This window comes from Streptomyces sp. NPDC003011 (assembly GCF_053591515.1).
The window spans coordinates 1-26250 of the sequence record NZ_JBSFTY010000026.1 but is presented as its reverse complement, the minus strand read 5'-3'; the positions used below and the strand labels follow the sequence as shown (position 1 = coordinate 26250).

Sequence of the window (26250 nt, the reverse complement as noted above, 5' to 3'; positions counted from 1 at the left end):
GTTCTGTTCTGCGGTCAGAGCGCGTCCGGACCGCGTTCGCCGGTACGGACCCGTACGGCCGTGTCCACCGGCAGGGACCAGACCTTCCCGTCACCGATCTTGCCGGTGCGGGCCGCCTTGACGATGACGTCGATGAGACCCTCGGCGTCGTCGTCCTCGGCCAGTACCTCGATGCGGATCTTGGGGACCAGGTCGACGGTGTACTCGGCACCGCGGTAGACCTCGGTGTGGCCCCGCTGACGACCGTAGCCGCTCGCCTCGGTGACCGTGAGGCCGTGGACCCCGAAGGCCTGGAGGGCTTCCTTGATCTCGTCGAGCCGGTGGGGCTTCACGACGGCGGTGATGAGCTTCATGCGTCCACCTTCTTGCTGCCAGCGTCGGCGACCGGGGCCGGGACGGAGGTCCGGGCGGCACCGCCGCCGGCGCCGCTGAAGTCGTATGCGGTCTCGGCGTGCTCGGCCTGGTCGATGCCGGCCACCTCGACGTCCTCGGAGACCCGCATACCGATGGTCTTGTCGAGGAGGAAGGCGAGGAGCGCGGAGACCACCAGCGAGTAGGCGAGCACCGCGAAGACACCGGCGCACTGCTTCCAGAACTGGGTCATGCCGCCGCCGTAGAAGAGTCCCTCGACGGTGGACTGACCGTGGCCGCTGGCGAAGAGGCCGACCAGCAGGGAGCCGACGACACCGCCCACCAGGTGGACACCGACGACGTCGAGCGAGTCGTCGTAGCCCAGCTTGTACTTCAGGCCGACGGCCATGGCGCACAGGACACCGGCGATGGCGCCGACGGCGATGGCGCCGAGCGGGGAGACCGCACCACCCGAGGGGGTGATGGCGACCAGACCGGCGACCGCGCCGGAGGCGGCGCCCAGCGTGGTGAAGGCACCGTGGCGGATCTTCTCGTAGATCAGCCAGGCCAGCATGGCGGCGGCGGTGGCGACCTGCGTGTTGACGAACATCAGCGCGCCGACGCCGTCGTCGTTGCCGAGCCAGGAGCCGGCGTTGAAGCCGAACCAGCCGAACCACAGCAGACCGGCACCGAGCATGACCAGCGGCAGGCTGTGCGGACGCATCGGGTCCCTCTTGAACCCGACGCGCTTGCCGATGACCAGGATCACGCCGAGCGCCGCGGCACCGGCGTTGATGTGCACGGCCGTACCGCCGGCGAAGTCGATCACGCCCAGCTCGAAGGCCCAGCCACCGGTGCCCCAGACCCAGTGCGCGACCGGGAAGTAGACGACCGTGGCCCACAGGGCGACGAACAGGGCCCACGCCGTGAACTTCACGCGGTCGGCGAGCGCACCGCTGATCAGGGCGGGGGTGATGATGGCGAACATCATCTGGAAGACCAGGAAGACGAAGATCGGGATGGTGTATCCCGGCCACAGCTCGGTCAGGCCGATGTTGCTGAGGCCGACCCAGTCGGAGTTCCAGCCGATGACGCTGCCGGAGTCCGTACCGAAGGCCATGGAGAAGCCGTACAGCACCCACAGGATGGTGACGATCCCGATGCTGATGAAACTCATCATCAGCATGTTGAGCGTGCTCTTGACCCGGACCATGCCTCCGTAGAAGAAGGCAAGACCCGGCGTCATGATCAGCACCAGGGCGGAACAGATAAGCATGAAGCCTGTGTTGGCGGCCGACAGTGTCGGTGCGTCCGCCGCAAGCGTGATGGCTGGTGCCATCGGCGTCTCCTCGTCGTTGGTACGGCCCCGTGCGGGCGAAGCCTGAGCGGTAGTGAGGGGCGGGCCGGTTATGCGCCAAGAGATTGGCGCAGCGCGGTTTCGATGGAAGCCCCTCGTTGTTTCGCCGCCGTGACGAAGCCGCCTTGCGTGTTACGCGTAGATGAACTGGCAGAAAGGGGCCGAGTCGATCGTTATCGTGGCGCAACCTTCGGCGGGGGGAAGCAGGCCGGCCGCGGTCGGCCCTCCGATGACCTGGCACGGGGGAGCCGAGTCGAGCAGTTCGGGAGGGCCGGCCGCGGCCGGGGTTCTGGGACCGGGCCGCGCCGTCAGACCGCCTCGGCGGTCTCGGGCAGCTCGATGGCGAGCTGGTCGGTGAGGTCCACCACCTCGGCGAGATCACCGAAATCGCGTACGGCCGTGTCGACGGTCTTGCGGATACGCGTGTTGACGCGCTCGGAGCGGACCTTCTTGGCGATGTGCATGGCCCGTGTGGCCAGCACGGCGCTCTGCTCGGGCTCCCGCTGGAGCAGGTGCACGGTGGCCATGCCGATGAGGTTCAGTGCGTACGACCGCTGGTGCTCGTCGTCCTCGGCGAAGAGCTCCACGGCCCGCTGCATCAAGGGCTCGGCGAGAGAGGCGTAGGTGGGGCTGCGGCCGGCCACGTAGGCGAGGTCGCGGTAGGAGTGGGAGTTCTCCCCGTACAGCTCGGCCTCCGAGAAGAAGCGGATCCAGTCGGGGTCCGGCTCGTCCCACTCGTCGGCGTCGGCGAAGGTGTCCTCGGCCATCCGGACCGCCCTCTTGCACTTCCCGGGCTGCCCCATGTTGGCGTAGGCGCGGGCCTCCATCGCATACAGCATGGACTGGGTCCGCGGGCTCGCGCAGTCCCGGCTGCCGTACTGCGCGAGGTGGATCAGTTCCAGGGCGTCCTCGGGCCGCGCGAGGTGGATCATCTGGCGGCTCATGCTGGACAGGACGTACGAACCGAGCGGCTTGTCGCCCGCCTCCTTGGCGGCGTGCAGGGCGAGGACGAAGTACTTCTGCGCGGTGGGCTGCAGCCCGACGTCGTACGACATCCAGCCCGCCAGCTCCGCGAGCTCGGCGGCGACCTTGAACAGCCTCTTGGTGGTGGCCTCGGGCTGGGGTTCCTGGAGGAGGTCGGTCACCTCGTGCAGCTGGCCGACGACCGCCTTGCGGCGCAGGCCGCCGCCGCACTGGGCGTCCCACTGGCGGAACATCATCGTGGTCGACTCCAGGAGGTCCAGCTCGGGCCTGGACAGCCGGCCGCGGCGGGCCGGGGAGGCCGCCGGCTCGGGCTCGCGGCGCGGGGCCGGGGGCGCGGGCACCAGCCAGCGCTGCATGGGTTCGATGAGGGACGGGCCCGCGGAGAGGACCAGCGAGGACCCGAGGAAGCCGCGCCGCGCCAGCATCAGGTCGCTGCGCGAGAACTCGCTGAGCAGGGCCACGGTCTGCGGGCCCGTCCACGGCAGGTCGACACCGGTCGCCGAGGGTGACTGGCGGGCGGTGCGCAGCCCGAGGTCCTCGACGGAGACCACACAGCCGAACCGCTCGGAGAAGAGCTCGGACAGGATCCTGGGGATGGGTTCGCGGGGGTTCTCGCCGTCCAGCCAGCGGCGGACCCGCGAGGTGTCGGTGGAGATGTGGTTCGCCCCCAACTGGCGGGCCCTGCGGTTGACTTGACGGGCCAGCTCACCCTTGGACCAACCGCTGCGCACGAACCAGGAGGTGAGCAGCTCGTTGGGGCGCTTGTCGGCGTTCGCCGCGTTCGCCGCGCTCATCGCGTTCGCCGCGCTCGTCCCGCTACCGCCGTTGCCGCTCACTGGAACGCCCCCATCCCTGAGACCACTTGTCACTGAGTGCGCCAAGCCTTATCAGAATGCCGGTAAATAGGGCCTCCCGTCCGGCGGTTGTCATCCTTCGAACAGGGAGCCGAGTTGCCTCCGGCATACCCATGAGCGCACGCGGCTCCAGGACTCGTGCACTCAAAGTAATCCTACGATCACGCGTCCAGCCACGGCGATCCCGGAAACGCCACCATTCGCCACCCCTTCGAATGAACTAACGGTGACCTCCTCACGATTCACTTGACAGAGGACGACCGGGAGTGGGCGAAAGGAAGCATTCGGGGGCGCACGCCGCCGGGCGCACCACTTGGAGCGCCCCCGAGCGCCGAAAGCACCCGAACGCGACCACGGAGCGTCGCTGCTCGCGTTCGTCACGTAACCACGGGCACGTCGGACACGTTGGAGGGGGTATGGGCTTCACGATCGGCGGTATTCGGGAGATCCGCTCCGGTTCACGTCGGCGCGGCCGCTCGTCGCAGTGCACCGCCGTCGCCGAGTTCACCGGGCTCTGGGGCTGGGACGTCGTCCCGGGCGCGCGGGCCGCGGCGGGCGCCTGCTCGTGCGGGCGCGCCGACTGCGCCGCCCCCGGCGCCCACCCCCTCGACTTCGCGCCCCAGGTCCCGGCCGGGGTCACACTCGACGAAGCGATCCGGGCCTGGGCGGAGTTCCCCGGTGCCGCGGTGATGCTGCCGGTCGGCCGGGCGTTCGACGTGATCGAGGTGGCCGAGCCCGCCGGGCGCCGCGCCCTGGTCCGGCTGGAGCGCATGGGCCTCCCCCTCGGCCCGGTGACCGTGACCCCTCAGGGCCGCGCCCACTTCTTCGTCTCCCCCGGCGCCGCCGCCGAACTGCCCGAGCTCCTCTACCGGATGGGCTGGGACGACCCGGCCTCCCTGGACCTGCGCGGCCTCGGCCGCGGCACGCACATCACGGCCCCGCCCTCCGACCGCGGCGGTCTGGGGCCGGTGCGCTGGCTGCGCCCGCCGGCCCTGGACACGGCGACGAAGCCACCGGCGGCCAGGCTGCTGCTGGGAACGCTGGCGTACGTGGCCCACCGGTCGCGCGCGGAGCCGTAGTCCCAGCTGTAGCCGTGGTCAGTCGCCTGTAGCCGTGGCCAGTCACCTGTAGCCATACATCCTGCGCGTGCGGCCCCAGCCCCGCGTGACGAAGCGCCCGTCCCCGACTGCACTGGGGGCGGGCGCTTCTCACGGCTGCCGGACGCGGTAAGTGCTTCACTCCCCGATCAGGGCGTCGACGAACGCCTCCGGCTCGAACGGCGCCAGGTCGTCCGCGCCCTCGCCGAGACCGACCAGCTTGACCGGCACACCCAGTTCCCGCTGGACGGCGATCACGATGCCGCCCTTGGCCGTGCCGTCCAGCTTGGTCAGCACGATGCCGGTGATGGCGACGACCTCGGCGAACACGCGGGCCTGCACCAGGCCGTTCTGGCCGGTGGTCGCGTCGAGGACGAGCAGTACCTCGTCGAGCGGCGCGTGCTTCTCGACGACCCGCTTGACCTTGCCGAGCTCGTCCATCAGGCCGGTCTTGGTGTGCAGGCGCCCCGCGGTGTCGATGAGCACGACGTCCGCGCCCATCTCCTTGCCCTCCTTGACCGCGTCGAAGGCGACGGAGGCCGGATCGCCGGCCTCGGGACCGCGCACGGTGTGGGCGCCGACCCGGTCGCCCCAGGTCTGCAGCTGGTCGGCTGCGGCGGCCCGGAAGGTGTCGGCGGCACCGAGCACCACGCTGCGGCCGTCGGCCACCAGGACACGGGCGAGCTTGCCGGTAGTGGTGGTCTTGCCGGTGCCGTTGACGCCGACGACCATCACGATGCCGGGCTTGCTGGCCTCGGGCTCGGTCCTGACCGTCCGGTCGACGTCGGTGCCGACCAGCTTGAGCAGCTCCTCGCGCAGCAGCGAGCGCAGTTCCTCGGGAGTGCGGGTACCGAGCACCCGTACCCGCTCGCGCAGCCCTTCGACCAGCTCCTGGGTGGGCAGCACGCCGACGTCGGCGGTGAGGAGGATGTCCTCGATCTCCTCCCAGGTGTCCTCGTCGAGGTGCTCGCGCGCGAGCAGCGTGAGCAGGCCCTTGCCGAGGGCGTTCTGCGACCGGGAGAGCCGGGCGCGCAGGCGGACCAGACGCCCGGCCACCGGCTCGGGGATCTCGATCTCGGGGGCGGGTACGGCAGGGGGCTCCTCGACGACGACCGGAGCGGAGCCGTCCGGGAGATCCACCTCCTCTATCGTCCGGCGCGGTTCGTCGCGCGGTGTCTCGGCCTCGTCGCCGACGTGCGGCTCGGCCGGAGGGGCGGTGATGTCGGGCGCGGCGGGGGGCGGCGGGAGCGGCGACTTCTTGCGCCGGCTGCCGACGACGAGCCCACCGAGCACCGCGAGCACGACCACGGCGATGACTACAGCAAGGATGACGGTTTCCATAGCACCGACCAGTATGCGTGACCTCCCGCTCGGACGTTCGTCGTCCACGCGGTGCCACAGGCCCCACGGGTCGGGCCGGCCCGCCCGAACCGATGTCGTGTCGGCCGGGGAAGCCCCTGAGGGGCGGAGTCACAACGGCTCCAGTACGGCGGAGCCCGTCGGGTACGCAGCAGCGTCCCCAGGACGTGTCACGGTCCATTCCGTGCGCCGCGACACGCCCTCACCGAGCTGCCGGACGACCCCTGGATACCTGACCCTCCGTCAGCTACGGTCCCCCTCCACACCCGAAGGGGGCCAGTAATGCCCGTCACCGTCATTCGTTTCAACCTCGTCGAGCCCTGTGCCACCCCCGCCTCGCTCAGCGCCCGCTACCGGGCCGCGCTGGAGATGGCCGCGTACGCCGACGAACGCGGGATCACCACCGTCCAGACCGAGGAGCACCACGGCGTCGCCAACAACTGGCTGCCCTCGCCGTTCGCCTTCGCGGGCGCGGTGTTCGGGGCCACCCGCCGGATCTCCGTCACGGTCTCGGCGGTCATCGGCCCGCTGCACGACCCGCTGCGCCTGGCCGAGGACATCGCCGTCCTGGACCTGCTGAGCGGCGGGCGGCTGATCACGGTCGCCGGGATCGGATACCGGCCCGAGGAGTACGCGCTGTTCGACGTGGAGTGGAAGCGGCGCGGCAGGATCCAGGACGAGGTCCTGGAGACCCTCCTGAAGGCCTGGACCGGCGAGGAGTTCACGTACCGGGGCCGTACCGTACGGGTCACCCCGCGCCCCTGCTCCGACCCGCACCCCCTGCTGCTGGTCGGCGGCTCCTCGAAGGCCGCCGCGCGCCGGGCCGCCCGGCTCGGTCTGCCCTTCTTCCCCAGCGCGCATCTGCCGGAGCTGGAGGCGTACTACAAGGAACGGCTCGTCGAGTACGGCACGGCGGGCTGGACGATGATGCCGGCCGCGGAGACCCCTCTGCTGCACCTCGCCGAGGACCCGGACGAGGCGTGGAGCCGCTACGGCTCCTGCTTCCTGCACGAGGCACGGACGTACGCCTCCTGGCAGTCCGGCGACATCCGCTCGGCGGTGCGGTCGGCGGCCACGACGGTGGACGAGCTGCGCGCCGAGGGCGTCTACCGGATCCTCACGCCGGGCGAGTGCGTGGGGCTGGGCCTGGACAGCCTGGTCCTGCATCCGCTGGCGGGCGGGATGCCGGTGGAGGAGGGGTGGCGCAGTCTGCGGCTGTTCGCGGAGCGGGTCCTGCCGGAACTGGCGGGCTGACCCTTCGGGGCGAACGGCTGGGCCGACGGGCCCGGCGGCGATCCCGCGGGGTGTCACCTCGCCGTGCTCCCAGCGTCTCGGCGGCGGCTTCACCTGGTGACGCGCAAGAACCGCCGCCTCCGGCTCGGGCAGTGGCCGAGCCGGAGGCGGCGGGAGGTACGAGGAGAGGGGCAGCGGGGACTTGGCCCTTCTCCCCGAGTCACGGAGTGCCTCGGTACGAGGCTCAGCCCATCTCCTCCAGGGCCTTGCCCTTCGTCTCCTTGACGTACTTGAGGACGAACGGGATGGAGAGCGCGGCGAAGGCCGTGTAGATCACGTAGGTCACGGAGAGGTTCCAGTCGGCCAGCGACGGGAAGCTCGCGGTGATGGCCCAGTTGGCGATCCACTGCGCGGCGGCGGCCACGCCCAGGGCGGCGGCGCGGATCCGGTTCGGGAACATCTCACCGAGGAAGACCCAGACCACCACACCCCAGGACAGGGCGAAGAAGAGCACGAACACGTGGGCGGCGATCAGGGCGACCCAGCCCTGCGTGGCCGGCAGCTTGCCGTCGACCAGGTCGAAGGAGAACGCCCAGGCCTCCAGCGCGAGGCCGATCACCATGCCGACGGAGCCGATGAGGGCCAGCGGCCGGCGGCCGACGCGGTCGACGAAGATCATGGCGATCACGGTGCCGACGATGTTGATGATCGACGTCGTGAACGAGTAGAAGAACGAGTCCGCTGGGTCGACGCCGACCGACTGCCACAGCGTCGAGGAGTAGTAGAACGCGACGTTGATGCCGACGAACTGCTGGAAGACCGACAGGCCGATGCCGATCCAGACGATCGGCTTGAAGAAGAAGGAGCCGCCGAGCAGGTCCTTGAAGGTGGACTTGTGCTCGCTCTTCATCCCGTGCTCGATCTCGGCGACGCGCGCGTCCAGGTCGATCTCCTTGCCCTCGACCTCTTCGAGGATCTCGCGGGCCCGCTCGTGCTTGCCCACGGAGATCAGGAAGCGCGGGGACTCGGGAATCGCGAAGGAGAGCAGGCCGTACAGGACGGCCGGGATCACCATGACGCCCAGCATGACCTGCCAGGCCTCCAGGCCCATGAGCTTGCCGCGCTGGTCGCCGCCGGCGGCGTTCAGCAGGCCCCAGTTGACCAGCTGGGAGACGGCGATGCCGACGACGATCGCGGCCTGCTGGAAGGAGCCGAGCCGGCCGCGGTAGGCCGGCGGGGCGACCTCGGCGATGTAGGCGGGGCCGATCACGGAGGCCATACCGATGGCGAAGCCGCCGACGACGCGCCAGAAGGCGAGGTCGTACAGCGCGAAGGGCAGCGCCGAGCCGACGGCGCTGACGGTGAAGAGGACGGCGGCGATCTGCATGCAGCGGATGCGGCCGATGCGGTCGGCGATACGGCCGGCGGTCGCCGCGCCGACGGCGCAGCCGATCAGGGCGATGGCGATGACCTGCGCCAGGGCCGCCGATCCGACGTCGTAACGACCGCGGATGGCTTCGACGGCGCCGTTGATCACGGAGCTGTCGTAGCCGAAGAGGAAACCGCCCATCGCGGCCGCCGCCGCGATGAAGATGACGTGCCCGAGATGATCGGGGTGAGCCGGAGCGGCTCCTGACTTGGGTGCCTGCGCTGTGCTGGTCACGTGTACTCCTCGGGCCACCGGCAACGCTGCCGGCGGGGGATCGGCCCTTCGAGGTAGGTGTTACCTGAAGGTAAAAGCAGCATTGCCGAGACTAAGCCTTCAACTATCGAAGTCAAGAGGCGGCACCTGTGACGTATACCCCTGCGAGCGACAGCATTGAGTTCAAGTATTGAAGAAACGAAGGAGGGTCAGCGGAGCCGCTGCGAGATGACCTTGGACACACCGTCGCCCTGCATGGAGACGCCGTACAACGCGTCGGCGACCTCCATCGTCCGCTTCTGGTGCGTGATCACGATCAGCTGCGACGCCTCCTGCAGCTCCTGCATGATCCGGATCAGCCGCTGGAGGTTGGTGTCGTCGAGCGCCGCCTCGACCTCGTCCATGACGTAGAACGGGCTGGGCCGCGCCTTGAAGATCGACACCAGGAGCGCCACGGCGGTCAGCGAGCGCTCCCCGCCCGACAGCAGGGACAGCCGCTTGACCTTCTTGCCCGGCGGCCGGGCCTCGACGTCCACACCCGTGGTGAGCATGTTGTCGGGGTCGGTCAGCACGAGCCGCCCGTCGCCGCCCGGGAACAGCCGGCTGAACACGCCTTCGAACTCGCGGGCCGTGTCCCGGTAGGCCTCGGTGAAGACCTGCTCGACGCGCTCGTCGACCTCCTTGACGACCTGGAGCAGGTCGGCGCGGGTCTTCTTCAGGTCCTCCAGCTGCTCGCTGAGGAACTGGTGCCGTTCCTCCAGCGCCGAGAACTCCTCCAGGGCGAGCGGATTGACCTTGCCCAGCTGCTGGTACGCCCGCTCGGCGGCCTTCAGCCGCCGCTCCTGCTCGGCCCGGTGGAACTGCTTCGGCTGGTTGCGCGGGTGCTCCGGATCCTCCGGCAGCTCCTCGCCCTCGGCGGGGGGCGAGGGCGGCACCAGCTGGTGCGGACCGTACTCGGACACGAGTCCCGCCGGCTCCACACCGAATTCCTCCAGCGCCTTGGTCTCCAGCTGCTCGATCCGCAGCCGCTTCTCGGCGCCGAGTACCTCGCCCCGGTGGACTGAATCCGTCAGCTTGTCGAGCTCCGCCTTGAGGTCCCGCCCCGCGGACCGGGCGGCGGCCAGCTCCTGCTCACGGCGGGCCTTGGCGGCGTCGGCGGCGGTGCGCTCCCCGTCGGCGCGCGCGAGGGAGACCTCGACGTGCGCGAGCAGCTGCCGGGCACCGGAGGCGACGGCCTCCGCGACGGCCGCCTCGTGCCGCAGCCGCGCCCGCCGCTGCTCGGCACGCGCGCGTGCCTCGCGTTCCGCGCGGGCGGCCCGGTCGAGCGAGTCGGCCCGTCCGGCGAGCCCCTTGACCCGTTCCTCGTGCGTACGGACCTGGAGGCGGGCCTCCATCTCGGTCTGCCGGGCGTTGGCACCGTCGGCGGCGAGCCGGTCCCGTACGGAGGTGTCGGGCTCCTCCTCGACCGGCATCTCCTCGGCGACGGCCAGCCGCTCGGCGAGTTCCTCGACGTCCCGCAGGGCCTTGTCGAGCGCGTCCTGCGCCCGCGCGGCGGCGGCGACGGACCGCTCGGCCTCCCCGGCGGCCCCCCGCGCCTGCCCGGACAACCGCCCCAGCTGCTGGGCCACGGCGGACTTCTCCCGGTCGGCGGCCCGGCGCCGCTCCCCCAGCTCCTCCACCCGCGCGGCACATTCCGTGCGCCGCTCGACGGCCGCGTGCTGCGCCTCGGCCAGCTCCTCGCACCGCACGGCCAGTTCCGCCAGCTCGGCGGCGGCCTCGTCCACGGAGGCCTGCACTTCGAGGAGGCTGGGCGCCCCGGCGGACCCGCCCTGTGCGAAGTGCGCGCCCAGCAGATCGCCCTCGGCGGTCACGGCGGTGAGATCCGGCCGCGCGTGGACGAGGTCCTCGGCGTCCTCAAGGGTGCCGACGACGACGATCCCGCGCAGCAGCCGTCGTACGGCGGGCATGAGGTCGCAGGGGGCGCGGACCAGGTCGGCGGCGAAGGGAGGCCCGTCAGGGCGGGGGTTGCCGGCCGCACTGGAGACGACGGCGTTCGCGAGGTCACCGACCGCGCCAGGGGTGGCCGCGGCCTCTGAGCGCGGGGTGCCGGCCCCTCCCCCGGTGTCCGTCGGCCCTGTGCCCTGGGCGCTGCCCGCCCCGGCCTGCTCCCGCACTCCCGCGGCCGTCCCCGTGTCCTGCGGCGCTCCCGCCAGCAGCAGTGCCGCCCGCCCCGCGTCCTGCTTGCGCAGGAGCCGGATCGCGTCGGCGGCGGCGGACGGGGTGGTGACCGCGAGGGCGTCGGCGGCGGCACCGAAGGCGGCGGCCAGGGCGGCCTCGTGGCCCGGGGCCACGGTCAGCAGCCCGGCGGCCGGGCCGAGCAGACCGCTGAGACGATCCTTCGCCGCCAGCAGCGCACCCGTGCCGTCCTTGCGGCGCAGGCCCAGCGCCAGTGCCTCGTGGCGGGCCTGGGTCGCGGCCCGTCGGCGCTCCGCCGCGGTCGCCGCCTCCCGGGCCGCGGTGAGCACGGCCTCCGCGTCGGCCAGCTGCCGTTTCGCCGTCTCGTGTCGCTCGGCGAGTTCCGCGTCACCCGCGTCGAGGCCGTCGACCTCGGCCTTCAGTGCCTCGTACTCCTTCTGCGCGGCGTCGGCCCGCTCCTGGGCCTCGTCCCGGGCGGCGGACAGCCGGTCGATCTCGGCCTGGGCCGAGGCCGCTCGTGAACGGGCCGCGCTGACCTGGCCGTTCAGCCGGGCGAGGCCCTCGCGACGGTCCGCGATGGCGCGGGCGACGTCCTTCAGCCGCCGTTCCTCGTGAGCCAGTTCGCGTTCCAGATCGGCGCGGTGGGCGACCGTGTCCTCCAGGGCGCGCTCGGCCGCCTCCAGGGCCGCTTCGAGCTCGGCCTCCTGCTCCCGGATCCGGGCGGCCTCGCGCTCCATGTCCTCGGGGTCGCGCCCGCGCCGCTCCTCGGGGGGCGCGGAGGTGGCGCTCTTCACCCGTGCGTCGGCCAGCGAGATCGTGCCGCGCACCCGCTCGGCGAGCTGGGAGAGCTCGTACCAGGTCTGCTGGGCCCGCTGGAGGCGGGGCGTGAGCTGCCGTACCTCGTCCTCCAGGAGCGCCTCCCGCTGGAGCGCCTTCCTCAGCTCCAGTCCGGCGGCTTCCCTGCGTTCCTTGAGGGCGGCCTCGTCCGCGACCTCGGCCCGCAGCGCCTCCCGCAGCCGGACGAGATCGTCGGCGAGCAGGCGCAGGCGGGCGTCCCGGAGGTCGGCCTGGATGACGGCGGCCCGACGGGCGACCGCGGCCTGCCGGCCGAGGGGCTTGAGCTGCCGTCGCAGCTCGTCCGTCAGGTCCTGCACGCGTGCGAGGTTGGCCTGCATCGCGTCCAGCTTCCTGAGCGCCTTCTCCTTGCGCTTGCGGTGCTTGAGGACGCCCGCGGCCTCCTCGATGAAGGCGCGGCGGCCCATGGGATCGGCGTGCAGGACGGAGTCGAGCTGGCCCTGGCCGACGATGACGTGCATCTCGCGGCCGATGCCGGAGTCGGAGAGGAGTTCCTGGATGTCGAGGAGACGGCAGGTGTCGCCGTTGATCTGGTACTCGCTGCCGCCGTTGCGGAACATGATCCGCGTGATGGTGACCTCGGCGTACTCGATGGGCAGGGCCCCGTCGGAGTTGTCGATGGTCAGGGACACCTCGGCGCGGCCCAGCGGCGGGCGGCCGGTGGTGCCGGCGAAGATGACGTCCTCCATCTTGCCGCCGCGCAGCGACTTCGCGCCCTGCTCACCCATGACCCAGCTGAGCGCGTCCACCACGTTCGACTTGCCCGAGCCGTTCGGTCCGACGACACAGGTGATCCCCGGTTCGAACCGAAGGGTGGTCGCGGAGGCGAACGATTTGAACCCTCGGAGGGTCAGGGCCTTGAGGTGCACGCCGCCGGACTCTACCTTCCGGCGGTGTCTCACTCCATGAACCCACGGTTTCACCCCTGAACGTCCAGGGCACACCAGACGTTAAAGAGAGTAAAAGAATGCGGGGGCACAGAAGCCGGGGAAAGAAAGAAGGGACGCCGAAGCGTCCCTTGCAACTCTGACAACTTAGCGGTTGATGTGGGCTGCCCAACCACTGCGTGAGCTGTCGTGGAGCGATGCAGTGATCAGGTGAGCGCAGGCTCCGCCTGGTGTGCGTCGATGCTCTCCATGATCCTGTCGTGAGAAGCGGCAGCCGCGAGCGAGTCGTTCTCCGCCTGGATCCGCACAAGCTCGGATTCCAGGTCCTGGACTCGCTGCTGGAGCCGTCGCATCTCGGCGAGGAGTCGAGGGTCGGAGCCGCCGACGTAACCGAGAAGCGCCTTTGCCATGATGGATGGTCCTCCACAATGAGTGACCGACCGAAGCGGTGTGGGTCGTGAGGGATTTCGCACCCGCGATGCTTGGCACTGTTGAGTTGTGCTGCCGTTCATCCATGCCAAACAGCGAAGGTGCGCGGGGTGCTTTCAGCGTCTCACCAAAAAGTTTGACGGTCAACACGATCACACCCCGTATTGGCGGCAACCCGGGTCTGCGCGGCCTGGAACGGCGGCGCTGCGACTCCCGCGGGGCGCTCAGGGTGTGGCGATCATCCTTACCCGCGGAGCCTGCCACGGCAAGCCATTCTTGGCAACCACCAGGGACTTTCTGCTCCGGGCGCCTGCCGGTGGCATGTCCCTCCGCTTCCGCCGGGACGGATTCACAGAATCGGGTCAGCGGATGGCGAAGCCGTCGTAACCACCGCGAGGTGTGTCCCAGATCTCGGTCACGCCGTCCACGCGCCCGGGCGTGTCGTCACTCCGGAGCCAGTCGAGGAGTCCCTCGCATCCCGGGCGCGGGCCCTCCGCGACCACTTGGACCCGGCCGTCGGCCAGATTGAGAGCAAAACCACTCAGGCCGCCGATCTCCAGCGCCTTGGCCCGCGTGAACCAGCGGAAACCCACACCTTGGACGCGTCCACGCACCCAGGCGACCAGTCGCACATCCTCGCTCATGAGTGCAACCTAACCGGGCAATGTCTCTCCGGGCACTTCCTCCTCTCCCGTCATGCGGTACCGTCCCCACCCAATGAATCTCATACGAAACTCACTCGATCGTGTGAGTTTTGTGAGCTTGGTTGACCGGGGGGACGCGTCGACCGCCAGGACGAGGAAGGCAAGGACATGGGACGCCACCGACGCTCCGCCGCCGGCCGCGCCGCCACGGGCCGCGCCACGGGGGTCACACCGACAGGCGGCTCCTCCATGGGGAGCCATGATCCGCAGGACTCGTACAGCTTCGACCACGGTGTGCCGGGGTCGTACGGGCACGGCCCGCAGGGGCCGTACGCCGACGGGCTGCCCACGGACGGCATCGCCCCGTATCTGAACTCCGAGGAGTACGCCGAGACGTCCGCGCGCAGCGCTGCCTACCTCTTCGCCTCCGAAGCCGACTACGCCACGGTGTTCGGCCCCGACACCGGGTCCTTCCGCGGTGACGGCTTCACCCCCGGCGAGGGCCGGCGCGGAGGGTCGCGCCGTCGCAGGAGGAGGGCCGCGACGCCGGTCAAGACCGGCCTGCTCGGGGTCTCCGCGGCGGTCGCCCTCGGCACGGTCGCCGTCGCCACGGGTGCCGTGCCCGGCCTCGACAACTACCGGATCGGCGGGGGTGACAGCAGCGGCGGCGGCAACGTGCAGGCCGCCGGCACGCCGACCAACAGCCCCGCCGAGCAGGGCGGCACCTCCGGCAGCGCCGAGAACCGCGACGGCTCCACCTCGACCAGTCGCGACGCCGAGCGCTCCGCCTCTCCCACGCCCACGCCCTCCCCCTCGACGCCGACCTCGTCGGCGCCCACCAAGGCGCCGACGAAGAAGCCGAAGGCCACGCCCAGCGAGAAGCCGAGGACGACTCCTTCGCGGGCGGCCACGAAGGCGCCGCAGGAGACCAGCGCCCCCGTGACCGTGTCCGCCGAGACCCAGGCCGCGGCCGAGGTGCTCAGGCTCGTCAACGAGGAGCGGGCGAAGGCGGGCTGCGACGCCGTGTCCGCGAACAGCGCGCTGTCCGGGCTGGCCGAGGACTTCAGCGACGCGATGGCCGCGCAGGGCTTCTTCGACCACACCGACCCGAGTGGTGCCACTCCGTGGGACCGGGCGACGAAGGCCGGGATCACCGACCTCGGCGGCGAGAACATAGCCCGGGGCCAGGCCGACGCCGCCGCGGTGATGGCGGCCTGGATGGACAGTCCCGGCCACAAGGCGAACATACTGAACTGCGACTTCAAGACGCTGGGCGTCGGGGTGCACTTCGGGTCGGGCGGCCCTTGGTGGACGCAGGACTTCGGCTACTAGACCCGGCGCCGGATCCGGCGGCCCGCCCCTGGTCCGGCGTGGCCGCCCGTCCCGCACGGTACTAACTATCGGTTAGTGCTATCTGCTGGTGAGCGCTGCGTTCGAGTAGGCTTGAAGTATGGACACCACGCAGGAGCGCACGGAGGCTCAGGACCTTCCGTACAACGTGTTCGCCAAGGCCTGTCCCTCGCGCGGCACGCTGGAGCACGTCACGGGACGCTGGGGCGCGCTCACCCTCGGCGCCCTGCACGAGGGGTCGCTGCGCTTCAACGAGCTGCGCCGCCGCGTCGACGGCGTGAGCGAGAAGATGCTCTCCCAGACACTGCACGCACTGGAGCGCGACGGCCTGGTGCACCGCGAGGCCCAGCCGACCAACCCGCCCCGGGTGGACTACGACCTGACCCCCCTCGGCCGCGAGGTCGCCCGGCGCCTGCTGAGCCTCATCCACTTCGTGGAGGGCAGGATGGACGACGTCCTGGAGGCGCGGACGCGTTACGACGAGACGCGCGGCGCGCGCTGACAGCGCGGGCAGAAGTAGCTGGACCGGTTCATCCAGGGCCGCCGGCGCATCGGTGTGGCGCAGCGCTTGCAGGGCAGGCCCTCACGCCCGTACGCGTCGAGCGACCGGTCGAAGTAGCCCGACTCCCCGTTGACGTTGACGTACAGGCTGTCGAAGCTGGTGCCGCCGACCGCGAGCGCCTCGTTCATCACGTCCCTGATGTGGCCCAGGAGTTCGGCGGTGCGCGGGCGGGTGAAGTGGGCGGTCGGGCGCTCGTAGTGGACGCGGGCACGCCAGAGGGCCTCGTCGGCGTAGATGTTGCCGACGCCACTGATCAACGACTGGTCCAGCAGGGCCCGTTTGACGGTGCTGCGCTTGCGGCGCAGCGCCTGGTGGAACGCCTCGTCGTCGAAGAGCGGGTCGAGAGGGTCGCGGGCGATGTGCGCGATCACGTCGGGCAGGCCGTCGGGGGCCGTGTCCTGCAACGACAGCCCGCCGAAGGTGCGTTGGTCGACGAAACGGAGTTCGGTGTCGACCTCGTCCGCGAACCGGACCCGGATGCGCAGGTGCTTCTCGTCGGGCGCCGAGTGCGGCTGGACGAGCAGCTGTCCGCTCATGCCGAGGTGGGCCAGCACCGCCTGATGCGTGTCCTCCAGGGGCAGCCACAGGTACTTGCCGCGGCGGCTGGGCAGGCCGACGCGGTGGCCCTTGAGCCGGTGCGTGAAGTCGTCGGCGCCGGCAAGATGACGGCGCACCGCACGCGGATGCAGCACCTCGGCCTCGGCGACCGTGCGATGGGCGACCCACCGCTCCAGGCCGCGCCGGACCACCTCGACCTCGGGCAACTCGGGCATGGGGCTCCCCTGTCACGGACCTATGAGCCTGTCACGGAAATATGAGCCGAGCGCCCGCCCCCGACGGGGACGGGCGCTCGGCTGCGCTTGTTCGGTCAGGCGGAGACGGACGACGACGGGCCTTCGTCGCCGTCCTCGGGGGCCTTGACGGCCTCCTCGGCAGCCTCGGCAGCCTTCTCGGCAGCCTCCTCGGCGGCCTTCTCGACCGCCGCATCGGCGCGCTCGTCCGCCGCGGCCCGGATGGACCGCCACGCGGATTCCGCGGCCTGCTGCTCCGCTTCCTTCTTGCTGCGGCCGGTGCCGGTGCCGTACGAGACGCCTCCGACGCGGGCGGCAGCAGTGAAGGTCTTCTCGTGGTCGGGGCCGGTCTCCGTGACCAGGTACTCGGGAACACCGAGCCCTTCGGTCGCGGTGAGCTCCTGGAGACTGGTCTTCCAGTCCAGGCCGGCTCCGAGGTTGGAGGACTTCTCGATCAACGGGTCGAACAGGCGGTGCACCAGCTCCGCCGCCGAGTCCAGGCCCTGGTCGAGATAGACCGCGCCGATCACCGCTTCCAGGGTGTCGGCGAGGATGGACGCCTTGTCCCGGCCACCCGTGCCCTCTTCACCGCGGCCGAGCCGGATGAAGGAGCCGAGTTCGAGGCCGCGGCCGACCTCCGCCAACGCACGCGAGTTGACCACCGCGGCCCGCAGTTTGGCCAGCTGGCCTTCGGGCAGGTCGGGGTGGGTGCGGTACAGCGTGTCCGTGACCACGAGGCCGAGTACGGAGTCCCCGAGGAACTCCAGACGCTCGTTGGTCGGCAGACCGCCGTTCTCGTATGCGAACGAACGGTGGGTCAGCGCACGCACCAGAAGGGCGGACTCGAGTGTGTACCCGAGCCGCCCTTCCAACAGTGTGTGGGACGAGGCCGTGTTGTCCGCCGGGCCACCCTCGCTGGCGCGGGCGGCGTTCTTCTTGGGCGTGGACACAGTGCCTCTCACCAGCCGCTCAGACCTCGAGGACCTGGCGCTTGTTATAGGTGCCGCAAGACGGGCACGCGATGTGCTGCAGCTTGGGCTCGTGGCAGCGCTCACACGCAACCAGGGTGGGGACCGCAGCCTTCCACTGCGACCGGCGGTGGCGCGTGTTGCTGCGCGACATCTTCCGCTTCGGAACAGCCACGGCTACTTCTCCTGCTTCTCGTCGACGCCAGCTTCGGCGCCGCTGATCTCGTCCTTCTCGCCGTCTCCGAGTGAACCGGCGAGTCCCTGCAGTGCCGCCCAACGAATGTCGACGGCGTCATGGTGGTGTTCCGGGTCGTCCGCAAGGCGCGCGCCGCACTGGGCGCACAGTCCTGGGCAGTCTTCCTGGCACACCGGCTGCATCGGCAGTGCGAGCACCACCGCATCACGCAGCACGGGTTCGAGGTCGAACAAACCGTCCTCGAGAAAGAGCCTGTCCTCGTCTTCCTCGGCGTCGTCGGCCGGTTCCGCCTTGGGGCGGCCACGGTCGTCGGCGTCAGGGTACGAGAACATCTCCTGGAAGTCCGTTTCGAGCTCCAGCTCGACCGGCTCCAGACACCTTACGCACTCCCCCTCGGCCACCGCACGGGCGGTGCCTGTGACAAGCACACCTTCCATGACCGACTCGAGGCGGAGTTCGAGCTCCACCGGGGCGCCTTCCGGCACTCCGATGACCTCCTGGATCCCGAGATCCTTGGGGGCGTCGATCGTGCGGGTCAGGCGCTGCAGCGCACCAGGCCGCCGACCCAGCTCGTGTGTGTCGAACACGAGAGGGTTGCGGTGGTCGAGGCGGGCGTTCAGGGCCATTCCTGCTTTCGATCTCATGAGCTCGGGGACGCTGCCCTTCGGTGTTCCCGGGCAGCGTTGATCGCGGACGTACACGCGACCGAAGAGCCAGGATACTGGACCTTTCCCTCACGGCCCAATCCGGTGTGCGCTGTCGGCCGGCGCCCCCGCTCGGGGAGGCGGTTCAGCCGTTCCCGCGCCCCTGCTCATAGGCGCGCAGCTGCTCCGCGCTGATCATGCCGGTGTCGAAGAGGCTGGTCTCGTCGAGGGCGTGCGCCTGCTGCGGGACGTACCCCTGGTGGTCCTGGTGGTCCCGGTGGTCCTGCTGGACCGGCTGCTGGGCCTGGTGCGGGTCGTAGGTCCCCTGCTGGCCGTCGTAGCCCTGGAAGGGGGCACCTTCCGCCGGAGCGTAGCCGGAGGCGGCGTACGGGTCGGCCTGCTGGTAGCCGTAGGCGTCCTGCCCGGTGCCGTACTGCTGCTGGTAGCCGCCGTAGGGGTCGGCGGTCTGCTGCTGGTAGCCGTACGCCGGCTGCATGTCCTGCTGGTCGTACTGGCGCGGTACGGGCTGTTCGGCCGGGGCTGACCGGGTGCCCGGGGCGTCCGCCTCGGCGAGGGCGACCAGGTCGGCCAGGTAGTCGGCGTCGCTGGAGTGCTGCAGGGCGTCGTCGGCGAGGGAGCTGAGGTCGTCGCTGGCGATGCGGCCGTGCAGCTTCTGCCGGCCGCGGCCGACGGCCTCCAGGGTCTTGGCGAGGACGGCCTCGAAGGCGCCGAGCTTGACGTCGACGTACTCGTCGGCGGTGCGGCGCAGGGTCTCCGGGTCGTGGCTGCGCTCGGGGGCGTCCTCGTCCTGGTAACCCTGCTCGTCGACGCCGGGGCCGGTGCCGAGGAGCTTCTCGCGGCCGCGGCCGACCGAGCCGAGGGTCTTGGTGAGGACGACCTCGAAGTTCGCGAGCTTGGAGTCGACGTAGTCGTCGGCCTCCGCGCGGATCTCCTCGGCCTCCTGGCGGGCCTCGGCGAGAATGCGGTCGGCCTCGGCCTGGGAGCGGCGGGCGATCTCCGTGTCGGAGATGAGGGAGCCGCGCTCGGCGTGCGCCTGCCCGATGATCCGCTCGGCCTCCTGACGGGCCTGCTCGACCATCTGCTCGCGGTCGCCGATCACCTCCTGGGCCTGCGCGAGGGATCCGGGCAGGGCCTCGCGTACTTCTTCGAGCTTCGCGAGCAGGTCGGCGCGGTTGACCACGCACGAGGCCGACATGGGCATCGACCGGGCACCGGAGACCGCGGCCACGATCTCGTCGAGCTTCTTCTGCACGTCCACCTGTGCTCGCCACTCTCTACAGCTGTGTTGGAGACGGACGGAAAGACTGTACGGCCATGAGGCGACCGGCGGACAGCGCGCGCGGGCCCTCAGCGGCTCAGCCTCTGCGGAGCCGCTCGGCGAGGGCCGACAGGACGATCGGCGGTACCAGATGGGAGACGTCTCCGCCCCAGGTCGCGACCTCCTTGACCAGGGAGGAGGAGAGGAAGCTGTAGGTGGGGTTGGTGGGGACGAAGAGGGTCTCCACGCCCGAGAGGCCGTTGTTCATCTGGGCCATCTGCAGCTCGTAGTCGAAGTCGCTGACCGCGCGCAGACCCTTGACGATGGCCGGGATGTCGCGCTCCTTGCAGAAGTCGACCAGGAGGCCGTGGAAGGCCTCCACCCTGACGTTCCCGTACTCGGCGGTGACCTGGCGGATCAGGTCGATCCGCTCGTCGATCTCGAACAGGCCTCTCTTGGACTTGTTGATCATGACCGCGACATAGACCTCGTCGTACAGACGGGAGGCGCGGGAAATGATGTCGAGGTGTCCGTTGGTGATCGGGTCGAACGACCCGGGACAGACGGCGCGGCGCACTTGAGATCCCTCGCTCTCCGGTCCGGTCATCGTGCGTCTTCGCACGTAGAGGCGGCGCGACCGTACCAAAACGTTCCCTCGCCGTAGCGACGGGCCCGGATCGCTTCGAAGCCGTGCGGCCAGTGGAACGTGCCGCCTCTGGTGCTGCGCTCCACGGTGACGAGGGCTTCGGTTGCGAGCCACCCCTCCGTACGGAGTGTGAGCAGAATCTCCCGAAGATCGTCGTCCGTGACGGCGTACGGCGGGTCGAGGAAGACGAGGTCGTAGGGGTGCGCCGGCGGCTGTGTCCGGACGATCTGCTCGGCCTTGCCCGCCCTCACCTCGGCGCCCGGGAGGCCGAGGGCCTTCACGTTCTCCCGGATCGTGCGGGCCGCGCGGGCATCGGCCTCGACCAGCAGGGTGTGCCCGGCGCCGCGGGACAGCGCCTCCAGACCGACGGCGCCGGAGCCCGCGTACAGGTCGAGCACGCGCTCGCCGTCCAGGGGGCCGCCGAGGAGGGACTGCCAGGTGGAGAAGAGGCCCTCGCGTGCTCGGTCGGAGGTCGGGCGGGTGCCGGTTCCCGGCGGGACGGCCAGGCGGCGTCCGCCGGCTGCGCCGGCGATCACGCGGGTCATCTGCGGTCCTTGTTCGAGGGGCGGTTACGGGTTCAGTCTGGCAGGCGGAGGTGGCGGGCGCTGTGTGCCGTGCACGGCCGCGGGTCCGTCGAGGCCGCCCGTGCGGTTCCTCGCGCCGTTGAAGCCGGCTGCTCTGCGGGGCCGGCTGCCCGCTAGCCCTTTTCCAGGTACTGCTCCCTCTCCTCGTCCAGGAGGGCGTCCAGGGCCGTGCGCAGGCCCGGCAGCCGCTCCAGGTCCGGATCGGCCGCCACCACCGCCGTCGCCTCCTCCCGCGCCTCGGCGATGATCTCCTCGTCCTCGATGACGGCCAGCATGCGCAGCGAGGAGCGGGTGCCGGACTGGGCCTGGCCGAGCACGTCGCCCTCGCGCCGCTGTTCGAGGTCGATACGGGAGAGCTCGAAGCCGTCGAGGGTGGCGGCCACGGCGTTCAGCCGCTGGCGGGCCGCGCTCGCCTCGGCCATCTCGGTGACCAGGAGGCACAGACCGGCGGCCGAACCCCGGCCCACCCGGCCACGCAGCTGGTGCAGCTGGGAGACGCCGAAGCGGTCGGCGTCCATGATCACCATCACGGTGGCGTTCGGGACGTTGACGCCGACCTCGATGACCGTGGTGGCGACCAGGACATCCGTCTCGCCGGCGGCGAAGCGCCGCATCACCGCGTCCTTGTCGTCGGGGTGCATACGGCCGTGCAGGACCTCCACCCCGAGGCCGTGCAGCGGGCCCTTGGCGAGCTGGTCGGCCACGTCGAGGACGGCGAGCGGGGGCCGCTTCTCGGCCTCGTCCTCGGCGGACTTCTTCTGCTTCTTCGGGTCGTCCTCGTCGTCCCCGATGCGGGGGCAGACGACGTACGCCTGGTGGCCGTTCTCGGCCTCCTCGCGCACCCGGTCCCAAGCCCGCGCCAGGAAGTGGGGCTTGTCGGCGGCCGGGACGACATGGCTGGCGATCGGGGACCGGCCGGCGGGGAGCTGGTCGAGGACGGAGGTCTCCAGGTCGCCGAAGACCGTCATGGCGACCGTCCGCGGGATGGGCGTGGCCGTCATGACCAGCAGGTGCGGCGGCTGCTTGCCCTTCCCGCGCAGGGCGTCGCGCTGCTCGACGCCGAACCGGTGCTGTTCGTCCACCACGACCAGCCCGAGGTCGTGGAACTGCACCTTGTCCTCGATCAGCGCATGCGTGCCGATCACGATCCCGGCCTCCCCGGTGACGAGATCGAGCAGCGCCTGCCGACGGGCGGCGGTCCCCATCGACCCGGTGAGCAGCACCACCTTGGTGGCCTGCTCCGCGCCGCCGAGCATCCCGCCCTCGGCCAGCTCGCCCATCATCTCGACGACCGACCGGTGATGCTGCTGGGCGAGCACCTCGGTGGGCGCGAGCATGGCGGCCTGACCTCCGGCGTCGACCACGGCGAGCATGGCGCGGAGGGCCACCATGGTCTTCCCGGAACCGACCTCCCCCTGGAGCAGCCGGTGCATCGGATGGTCGGTGGCCAGGTCGTCGAAGATCTCCCTGGTGACCTTCTGCTGGCCGTCGGTGAGGGTGAAGGGGAGACGGGCGTCGAAGGCCGTGAGGAGGCCGTCCGGCTTCGGTCTGCGCGGGACCGCCGGGAGTTGGGCGTCGGCGTGGCGGCGGCGGGCGAGGGCGACCTGGAGGACGAACGCCTCGTCCCACTTGAGGCGGGCGCGGGCCTCCTCGATGTCCGCCTTGGTGTGCGGGCGGTGGATCTTGAGGAGGGCCTCGGGGAGGGAGACGAGGCCACGGCCCTCCCGCAGGGAGTCCGGGAGCGGATCGAGGGCTTCCTGGGCGCTGGGCAGCACCGTCTGGATCGCCTTGCCGATCTTCCAGGACTCCAGCTTGGCGGTGGCGGGGTAGAGCGGGATGAGCGCGCCGGCCCAGCTGTCGACCGTTTCCTCGGCGTCGCCCCGCAACAACTCGTACGCCGGGTGGGCGAGTTGGAGACGGCGGTTGAAGACGGAGACTTTGCCCGCGAAGAGCGCGCGCGTGCCGGGCAGGAGCTCTTTGTGGGGTTTGTGCACGCCGTTGCCGAAGAAGACCAGCTGGATCCGGCCGCTGCCGTCGGTGATCGTGACCTCCAGACGCTGGCCCTTGCCGCGCGGGGCCTTGGCGGAGGCGAAGGTGTGCAGGCGGGCGTCGGCGACCTGGGCGACCACGGTGACGTGCTCGTCCATGGGGAGGTCGGCGAGGTGGGTGAGCTGGCCGCGCTCCTCGTATCTGCGGGGGTAGTGGTGCAGGAGGTCGCCGACGGAGTGCAGGCCGAGGTGCTCGGCCATCACCTTCGCGGTGGCGGGGCCGAGCACCTTTTTCAGGGGTTCTTCCAGTGCGGGCACGAGATCCATTGCACACCACGCCACTGACATCGCCGTATACGTCCTGGGAAACCCCTGGTCAGACGGCTCGTTGGGGACTTAGGATGACGCGCTCCCGGTCATCTTGTTCCGCTGCCATCCCACCTCGCGGTCACCGCCTCACCCGGGACCGCCCGACCCCGCGCCGTCGCCCGTCCCCCCACCGGCGCTGCGACGATGGACTCCCAGAACTCTCAGTCATCCCAGGCACCCCAGCCAGCTCAGCCCCCTCATACGTTCCAGGTCGACCTGCGCGGTCTGGTGGACCTGCTCTCCCAGCACCTCTACTCCAGCCCCAGGGTCTACCTGCGCGAACTGCTGCAGAACGCGGTCGACGCGATCACCGCCCGGCGGGCGGAGCAGCCCGACGCCCCCGCCCGCGTACGGCTGTACGCCGAGGGCGGGTCCCTGCGTGTCGAGGACACGGGCGTGGGGCTCAGCGAGTCGGACGTGCACACTCTGCTGGCGACCATCGGGCGCAGCTCCAAGCGGGCCGACGGGCTCCAGGAGGCCCGCTCCGACTTCCTCGGGCAGTTCGGCATCGGGCTGCTCGCCTGCTTCGTGGTCGCCGAGCGGATCCGGGTGGTCAGCCGCAGCGCCCGTACGCCGGATGCACCGCCCGTGGAGTGGACGGCGAGCGACGACGGTTCGTACACCGTGCGGACGCTGCCCGAGGCGGCGCGCCCCGAACCGGGCACCACCGTGCACCTGACGGCACGGGCCGGCGCCGGCGAGTGGCTCACCGGGGAGCGCGTCCTGGCGCTGGCGCGGGACTTCGGGTCGCTGCTGCCGTACGACGTGCGGGTGGGCGAGGAGGCGGTCACCGATCTGCCCGCTCCCTGGGACCGGGCGTATCCGAGTCCGGCCAACCGGCGGGTGGCGCTGGCCCGGCACTGTCACGACCTGTTCGGGTTCACCCCGCTGGACGCGATCGACCTGGCCGTGCCGCTCGCCGGGATCCGCGGGGTCGCGTACGTCCTGCCGTCGGCGGTCAGCCCGGCGCAGCGGGCGGGTCATCGCGTGCATCTGAAGGGCATGCTGCTGACCGAGCGGGCCGAACAGCTCCTGCCCGACTGGGCGTTCTTCGTGCGCTGCGTCCTGGACACCGACAGCCTGCGGCCCACGGCCTCCCGCGAGTCGCTCTACGAGGACGAGACGCTGGCCGCCGTACGGGAGGCGCTGGGCGAGAGGATCCGGTCCTGGCTGACGGGCCTGGCGGCCGGCGACCCGGAACGGCTGGCGGACTTCCTGGCCGTGCACCACCTGGGCGTGAAGTCGCTGGCCCGGCACGACCGGGAGATGCTGCGCACGATGCTGCCGTGGCTGCCCTTCGAGACGACGGACGGGCGGCTGTCCCTGGCGGACTTCGCGCAGCGGCACCCGGTGGTGCACTTCACGCGGACCGTCGAGGAGTACCGGCAGGTCGCGCCGATCGCGTCCGCGCAGGGCGTCGGGGTGATCAACGGTGGTTACACGTACGACAGCGAGCTGATCGAGGCGCTGCCGTCGGTGCGGCCGGGGACGGTGGTCGCCGAGCTGGACGCGGACACCGTGACCGCCCATCTGGACACGGTCGACCCGGCCGAGGAGCTGGCTCTGGCGGGCTTCCTGGCGAGCGCGCGAGCGAAGCTGGACCCCCTGGGCTGTGACGTCGTCCTGCGGGCCTTCCGTCCGCTGTCCGTGCCCGCGCTGCACCTGGACGACCGGGCGGCCCGGCACGAGCAGGCCCGCGCTGAGGCCGAGGAGCAGGCCGACGACCTGTGGGCGGGCATCCTCGGCTCGCTGCGCGGCAGCGCCCCGCGCACGCGGCTGGTGCTCAACCATCTCAACCCGCTGATCCGGCGGATCAGTTCACTCGGCGACCCGGAACTGGTCGGCACCGCCACGGAGTCCCTGTACGGGCAGGCGCTGCTGATGGCGCAGCGGCCGCTCAGGCCCGCGGACTCGGCGCTGCTGAACCGGGCGTTCATCGGCCTCCTGGAGTGGGCCACGCACAGCGAGGACGGTCACCGATGAGTGGGATCACGGACTTCGACGGCCTGCGCCGGGCGATGGCGGAGAACTCCGAGGAGCCGGAGGGGCCCGCCCGCAACGCGCGCGCGGAGCAGCTGCTCGCCGAGGCGGAGAAGCTGAACATCCCGCTCGCGGTGATCGAGGCGCTCGGGCACCAGCTGAAGGTCTACAACTACAGCTCCGAGAAGGCGAGGATGTTCGTCCCGTTCGCGCGGCTGCTGCGCATGTGGGACGAGCGGCCCGAGGACTTCGACGCGTACGAGACGCACTCGCTGCACTGGACGTTCAAGTGGGTGTCGTCCGGCATGCTCGACCAGCCGCACATTCCGCTGGCCTCCGTCGAGAAGTGGCTCGGCGAGATGGAGCACCGCTACCGGCTCGCCGGGCACTCCGAACGGGCCGTGCGGGGCGCCGAGTTCAGCGTGGCCGCGCATGTCGGGGACGTGGAGCGGGCCGAGCGGGCGTACACCGCGTGGCTGGCCGCCGACCGGGACGCCATGTCCGACTGCCACGCGTGCGAGCTGCACGGGCAGGGCTGGTGGCAGGCGGAGCGGGGCCGGGACGCCGAGGCGCTGGAGCTGTGGGAGCCGGTCCTGGCGGGCGAGTTCAGCTGTGCCCACGAGCCGCACACGGTCCTCGCGTCCTCCCTGGCGCCCCTGCTGCGGCTCGGCCGCGTGGACGAGGCGCGCGCCAGCCATCTGCGGGGCTTCCGGCTCGTGCGGGCCATGGAGAGCATGCGCGGCGCCTACGCGGACCACGTCGAGTTCTGCGCGCTGACCGGGAACGAGGCGCGTGGACTGGAGCTGCTCGCGGAACGGCCGGCGTACTTCACCGACGGCGGACACCCGCGCAGCGAGCTGGACTTCATGGCCGTGGTGGCCCTCCTCATGGACCGGCTGTCCGAACTCGGCCTCGACGACCAGCGGGTGCCCGGCCCGGCCGGCTTCCCTGAACCGACTGCTGGTGGCCCTCGTGGCGATGCGCGACGGGAACTTCCGAAAGCGG

The 26250-nt window shown here is 70.9% G+C and carries 20 protein-coding genes and 2 pseudogenes; 6 read left to right on the top strand and 16 right to left on the bottom strand.

The features are described from left to right. Positions 1–14 precede the first annotated feature (14 nt). From ACWD0J_RS15605 to nsdA, 3 genes are all read right to left on the bottom strand, one after another. Positions 15–353: a P-II family nitrogen regulator gene (locus ACWD0J_RS15605; RefSeq protein WP_235474567.1), complete on the bottom strand. Its 339-nt coding sequence runs from the start codon at positions 351–353 to the stop codon at positions 15–17. After that, entirely contained in the window at positions 350–1690 is a 1341-nt protein-coding gene (locus tag ACWD0J_RS15600) for an ammonium transporter (protein ID WP_451496333.1), read from the bottom strand. Before ACWD0J_RS15600 ends, ACWD0J_RS15605 begins: the two co-directional genes overlap by 4 nt. Positions 1691–2016: 326 nt before the next feature. Beyond that, positions 2017–3528, bottom strand: a complete 1512-nt coding sequence (gene nsdA, locus ACWD0J_RS15595; RefSeq protein WP_451496332.1) for a transcriptional repressor NsdA — start codon at positions 3526–3528, stop codon at positions 2017–2019. Between the two features lie 434 nt (positions 3529–3962). On the opposite strand from nsdA, the gene ACWD0J_RS15590 reads away from it, so the two are divergent. Then, positions 3963–4625, top strand: coding sequence for a bifunctional DNA primase/polymerase (locus ACWD0J_RS15590; protein ID WP_451496331.1), 663 nt, complete (start codon positions 3963–3965; stop codon positions 4623–4625). 156 nt (positions 4626–4781) lie between these two features. Here ACWD0J_RS15590 and ftsY read toward each other — a convergent pair whose 3' ends face one another. Then, on the bottom strand, positions 4782–5984 hold the full coding sequence (gene ftsY / locus ACWD0J_RS15585; protein ID WP_451496330.1) for a signal recognition particle-docking protein FtsY: 1203 nt from the start codon (positions 5982–5984) through the stop codon (positions 4782–4784). Between the two features lie 300 nt (positions 5985–6284). On the opposite strand from ftsY, the gene ACWD0J_RS15580 reads away from it, so the two are divergent. After that, entirely contained in the window at positions 6285–7256 is a 972-nt protein-coding gene (locus tag ACWD0J_RS15580) for an LLM class flavin-dependent oxidoreductase (RefSeq protein ID WP_451496329.1), read from the top strand. A 223-nt stretch (positions 7257–7479) separates the two neighbouring features. Here the strand turns inward: ACWD0J_RS15580 and ACWD0J_RS15575 are convergent, their stop codons facing one another. From ACWD0J_RS15575 to ACWD0J_RS15560, 4 genes are all read right to left on the bottom strand, one after another. Then, entirely contained in the window at positions 7480–8898 is a 1419-nt protein-coding gene (locus tag ACWD0J_RS15575; protein WP_451496328.1) for a sugar porter family MFS transporter, read from the bottom strand. Between the two features lie 188 nt (positions 8899–9086). Continuing rightward, positions 9087–12797 carry an AAA family ATPase gene (locus ACWD0J_RS15570; RefSeq protein WP_451496327.1) on the bottom strand — a complete coding sequence of 1237 codons (3711 nt, stop codon included), beginning with the start codon at positions 12795–12797 and terminating at the stop codon, positions 9087–9089. Between the two features lie 224 nt (positions 12798–13021). After that, positions 13022–13225: a hypothetical protein gene (locus ACWD0J_RS15565; RefSeq protein ID WP_030667279.1), complete on the bottom strand. Its 204-nt coding sequence runs from the start codon at positions 13223–13225 to the stop codon at positions 13022–13024. Positions 13226–13606: 381 nt separating this feature from the next. Further along, positions 13607–13888, bottom strand: a complete 282-nt coding sequence (locus ACWD0J_RS15560; protein ID WP_451496326.1) for an acylphosphatase — start codon at positions 13886–13888, stop codon at positions 13607–13609. Positions 13889–14056: 168 nt separating this feature from the next. Between ACWD0J_RS15560 and ACWD0J_RS15555 the strand changes: the two genes are divergently transcribed. Together ACWD0J_RS15555 and ACWD0J_RS15550 are read left to right on the top strand one after the other, a co-directional pair. Continuing rightward, positions 14057–15220 carry a CAP domain-containing protein gene (locus ACWD0J_RS15555; RefSeq protein WP_451496325.1) on the top strand — a complete coding sequence of 388 codons (1164 nt, stop codon included), beginning with the start codon at positions 14057–14059 and terminating at the stop codon, positions 15218–15220. Positions 15221–15338: 118 nt separating this feature from the next. Continuing rightward, on the top strand, positions 15339–15740 hold the full coding sequence (locus ACWD0J_RS15550) for a winged helix-turn-helix transcriptional regulator (protein ID WP_451496324.1): 402 nt from the start codon (positions 15339–15341) through the stop codon (positions 15738–15740). On the opposite strand, the gene mutM is transcribed toward ACWD0J_RS15550, so the two are convergent. The 8 genes and pseudogenes from mutM to recG form a co-directional block, all read right to left on the bottom strand. Continuing rightward, a complete protein-coding gene (gene mutM, locus ACWD0J_RS15545) occupies positions 15713–16573 on the bottom strand; it encodes a bifunctional DNA-formamidopyrimidine glycosylase/DNA-(apurinic or apyrimidinic site) lyase (protein ID WP_451496323.1) in 861 nt (286 codons plus the stop codon). The two genes, ACWD0J_RS15550 and mutM, sit on opposite strands and share 28 nt — an antisense overlap. A gap of 95 nt (positions 16574–16668) precedes the next feature. Then, positions 16669–17541, bottom strand: coding sequence for a ribonuclease III (gene rnc, locus ACWD0J_RS15540; protein WP_451496322.1), 873 nt, complete (start codon positions 17539–17541; stop codon positions 16669–16671). A gap of 19 nt (positions 17542–17560) precedes the next feature. Next, complete coding sequence (rpmF, locus tag ACWD0J_RS15535) at positions 17561–17734, bottom strand: 50S ribosomal protein L32 (protein ID WP_007493396.1); 174 nt, start codon at positions 17732–17734, stop codon at positions 17561–17563. A 2-nt stretch (positions 17735–17736) separates the two neighbouring features. Next, positions 17737–18381, bottom strand: a complete 645-nt coding sequence (locus ACWD0J_RS15530) for a YceD family protein (RefSeq protein WP_451496321.1) — start codon at positions 18379–18381, stop codon at positions 17737–17739. A gap of 163 nt (positions 18382–18544) precedes the next feature. Beyond that, entirely contained in the window at positions 18545–19678 is a 1134-nt protein-coding gene (locus ACWD0J_RS15525; protein WP_451496320.1) for a cell division initiation protein, read from the bottom strand. A gap of 97 nt (positions 19679–19775) precedes the next feature. Then, the gene (coaD, locus tag ACWD0J_RS15520) at positions 19776–20255 is read right to left on the bottom strand and encodes a pantetheine-phosphate adenylyltransferase (RefSeq protein WP_451496399.1); all 480 of its coding nucleotides are present in this window, start codon (positions 20253–20255) and stop codon (positions 19776–19778) included. A 26-nt stretch (positions 20256–20281) separates the two neighbouring features. Continuing rightward, positions 20282–20875: pseudogene (rsmD, locus tag ACWD0J_RS15515) on the bottom strand (16S rRNA (guanine(966)-N(2))-methyltransferase RsmD); the annotation flags it as partial. Positions 20876–21021: 146 nt separating this feature from the next. After that, entirely contained in the window at positions 21022–23223 is a 2202-nt protein-coding gene (gene recG, locus ACWD0J_RS15510; protein ID WP_451496319.1) for an ATP-dependent DNA helicase RecG, read from the bottom strand. A 186-nt stretch (positions 23224–23409) separates the two neighbouring features. On the opposite strand from recG, the gene ACWD0J_RS15505 reads away from it, so the two are divergent. Further along, complete coding sequence (locus tag ACWD0J_RS15505; protein ID WP_451496318.1) at positions 23410–25248, top strand: HSP90 family protein; 1839 nt, start codon at positions 23410–23412, stop codon at positions 25246–25248. Continuing rightward, positions 25245–26250, top strand: a pseudogene (locus ACWD0J_RS15500) (tetratricopeptide repeat protein); the annotation flags it as partial. The gene ACWD0J_RS15505 and the pseudogene ACWD0J_RS15500, both read left to right, overlap by 4 nt.

Coding starts and splice junctions, on each gene's coding strand:
- ACWD0J_RS15605 (WP_235474567.1), bottom strand. CDS start 353: ATGAAGCTCATCACCGCCGTCGTGAAGCCCCACCGGCTCGACGAGATC.
- ACWD0J_RS15600 (WP_451496333.1), bottom strand. CDS start 1,690: ATGGCACCAGCCATCACGCTTGCGGCGGACGCACCGACACTGTCGGCC.
- ACWD0J_RS15590 (WP_451496331.1), top strand. CDS start 3,963: ATGGGCTTCACGATCGGCGGTATTCGGGAGATCCGCTCCGGTTCACGT.
- ftsY (WP_451496330.1), bottom strand. CDS start 5,984: ATGGAAACCGTCATCCTTGCTGTAGTCATCGCCGTGGTCGTGCTCGCG.
- ACWD0J_RS15580 (WP_451496329.1), top strand. CDS start 6,285: ATGCCCGTCACCGTCATTCGTTTCAACCTCGTCGAGCCCTGTGCCACC.
- ACWD0J_RS15565 (WP_030667279.1), bottom strand. CDS start 13,225: ATGGCAAAGGCGCTTCTCGGTTACGTCGGCGGCTCCGACCCTCGACTC.
- ACWD0J_RS15560 (WP_451496326.1), bottom strand. CDS start 13,888: ATGAGCGAGGATGTGCGACTGGTCGCCTGGGTGCGTGGACGCGTCCAA.
- ACWD0J_RS15555 (WP_451496325.1), top strand. CDS start 14,057: ATGGGACGCCACCGACGCTCCGCCGCCGGCCGCGCCGCCACGGGCCGC.
- ACWD0J_RS15550 (WP_451496324.1), top strand. CDS start 15,339: ATGGACACCACGCAGGAGCGCACGGAGGCTCAGGACCTTCCGTACAAC.
- mutM (WP_451496323.1), bottom strand. CDS start 16,573: ATGCCCGAGTTGCCCGAGGTCGAGGTGGTCCGGCGCGGCCTGGAGCGG.
- ACWD0J_RS15530 (WP_451496321.1), bottom strand. CDS start 18,381: ATGGCCCTGAACGCCCGCCTCGACCACCGCAACCCTCTCGTGTTCGAC.
- recG (WP_451496319.1), bottom strand. CDS start 23,223: ATGGATCTCGTGCCCGCACTGGAAGAACCCCTGAAAAAGGTGCTCGGC.
- ACWD0J_RS15505 (WP_451496318.1), top strand. CDS start 23,410: ATGGACTCCCAGAACTCTCAGTCATCCCAGGCACCCCAGCCAGCTCAG.